The organism is Mesorhizobium sp. M2A.F.Ca.ET.037.01.1.1, assembly GCF_003998075.1.
GTDB lineage: Bacteria > Pseudomonadota > Alphaproteobacteria > Rhizobiales > Rhizobiaceae > Mesorhizobium.
Genome location: NZ_RZSA01001003.1, coordinates 1 through 2300, shown reverse-complemented (window position 1 = coordinate 2300; position 2300 = coordinate 1). Strand labels below are relative to the sequence as shown.

The 2300-nt window shown below is 59.7% G+C and carries 2 protein-coding genes; both read left to right on the top strand.

Translation table 11 applies throughout. The annotated features are described in order from the left end of the window. Positions 1-619: 619 nt before the first annotated feature. The gene (locus tag EOA27_RS32555) at positions 620-1411 is read left to right on the top strand and encodes an autoinducer binding domain-containing protein (RefSeq protein ID WP_245491230.1); all 792 of its coding nucleotides are present in this window, start codon (positions 620-622) and stop codon (positions 1409-1411) included. Between the two features lie 423 nt (positions 1412-1834). Next, positions 1835-2155 carry a transcriptional repressor TraM gene (locus EOA27_RS32550; protein WP_127258300.1) on the top strand — a complete coding sequence of 107 codons (321 nt, stop codon included), beginning with the start codon at positions 1835-1837 and terminating at the stop codon, positions 2153-2155. The last annotated feature ends 145 nt before the right edge of the window (positions 2156-2300 follow it).

Below are 2300 nucleotides of genomic sequence, written 5' to 3'. Positions count from 1 at the left end.
CCGGACGGCTCTACCCCCTCTTCGAAGCCCGCCGTTTCGTTGGATCTGGACCGCGACACAAGTCTCAAGCCTCGGTGCGGAACGGCGAGGCCCTTTGATGTCTCGTCGCTAACATGGACCTGCGGAGGTTTTCCATGACAACAGCTTTACTGACGCCGTTTACGAGTATTCGCCCACGAGACCGTTTGCCGGTCCAGCGGCCCGTGCTCCGTGACCGGAGCCGGTATCAATCAACAAAGGCGTTACGCTACGCTGCGGTCGGCTCCAAGGTCATTGGGAACCATGCCTGGTCGGCAAAAGACCGCCCTGTTGGCGCTGTCCGGTCGCCCTGCGGCGACCGCGACTTTGGCGCCGCTCGCCCTGCCGGTGTCCTCCCCACCGGCAGGGCGACGTTTTCTTGTTGCTCTGCGGAGAGACGCCGTTCCAGCTACAGCTCTTTGAGCAGGAGGAGTTGTGTCGTTGAAGGACTTTCGCCAAACATCCTCGTTCAAGCTCTGACCGATCTTCCGCACCTCGAGGATACGCGACAAATCAGGTTGTTGTCTCGCAGCTGTGACCTTGTGAAATCACTTGAGTTCTCAAGATCGTTCACACCCTGCCATCTACGAGCGCTTAAGCGGTGGCGTATCCCGGCAAACGCGAAGGAAAACGGATTGGTGGACACCTCGCGGCTTCATTTTCAGAGCAAATCTCAGGAGGTTCGAGTGTGCTGAGAACCTGGTTCCAGAAGCTGTCCGATATCTCGTCCCTGGCAAGAACAGAGGCGATGTTGAAGGAGGCGCTCACCGATGCCGTCCAGGAGCTCGGCTTCGATTGTTATGCCTATCTGAACATCCAGCCAGTGCGGAGCTACGCGGTATCGAACTACGCGGACGAGTGGCAACAGCGCTATTTGGATCGCGACTACAAGGATATCGATCCAGTCGTCAGGACCGCGCGGGCAAGAATGGAGGCGTTCACGTGGGCGTCCGAGAGCCCGAGAAGGGTATCGTCCCGTGTTCGCGCCTTCTACGCCGAGGCGGGCGACTTCGGCATCCGGTCCGGCATTTCGATCCCGATCCGGACAGCGTTTGGCCACATGTCCATGCTGACCGTCGCATCGCACAAGCCGACGTTGTCGCTGGAACGCGACATCGATCAGCTCGCGGCTGTGACAGGCGTTGCGCTCCTCCACGCAAGGCTCGAACACCAGGAAGTCGAGCCAACGGCGAGCGTTCAGGCCGAGCTCACCGCCAGGCAGGCTCTTTGCCTGAAATGGTCGGCCGAGGGCAAATCGATGAGAGCAATAGCGGCGATCGAGGGCATGTCTTTCGCGACGGTGAACTTTCACCTGAACAATGCGCGTAAGGCTCTCGACGCCGGAAGCCTACCGCAGGCAACCCACCTCGCAACGAAGCTCAAGCTGATCTAGGAGGGACGCAAACTGCGCGAGTCCCAAACCACAATTCTGTATACCTCTCTCGCTTGGTCACCCTCGGTAGCAATAAAAGATGCCCGCTTGGTTGAGCGTCAGCCGTAACCGCAGTTGGGGCTGAACGTCATGGCGATACCTCAACGCAAAACCCGATCATGGCAAGCGGAGGCTAACCTCTCTATAAGGTGGCAGGGCAGTACGCGCTGCCTCGGGGTGGAAACCCCTACTCAGCGGTCGGTGCCAACCGGGAAGGCACCAAGGATCCTCTGGCCTTACGGCCGGGGGCCTGCGACGTATGTCCAGGTGCCTCGGTGCTAAAGGTCGCAGGACTGTCTGAGTACAGTTTCCAACCCCCGGCTTTGGATCAGGGATTGACGTTCGCGGGGGCGCACCGCGGACGATGTTTCAAGAAGAGTAAAAATGGCCACCGATTTAGGCAGCTGTAAGCAGTCCGAGCACAAGATCACCTTGAGGCCGGTGATCGGCCTGACGGAGAATCTCCCGAAACGGGATCTTGAACAGATCACAGTTGAGGCAATCAGGACCCACCGACGCCTTCGCAACACTGCCGAAGCCCGATACGAGGAGTGGCGCAAGTCACCGGCTGTCGCGGCTTGCGATACAGCGGGACCTGCCCGCATCGCCCATGTCACGGCAATGATCGACATGCACGCGCAGCAGACGGCCCTTTCGACCTTGCTCGACCTGCTCGGCCACGTGCCGTCAGTGCCCTCCGACTGACGACGATTCGCCCCTCAGGCCAGCCGACCTTCGGATTTTCTTGGGCTATCCAGTCTCACCCGCGATAGGCGCCCGGAAATATTATGTCCTGGTCGACGAGGACGTTAAACTTGTAGCCTGGGCGGATCTCCAGCGTCGGCTGGAC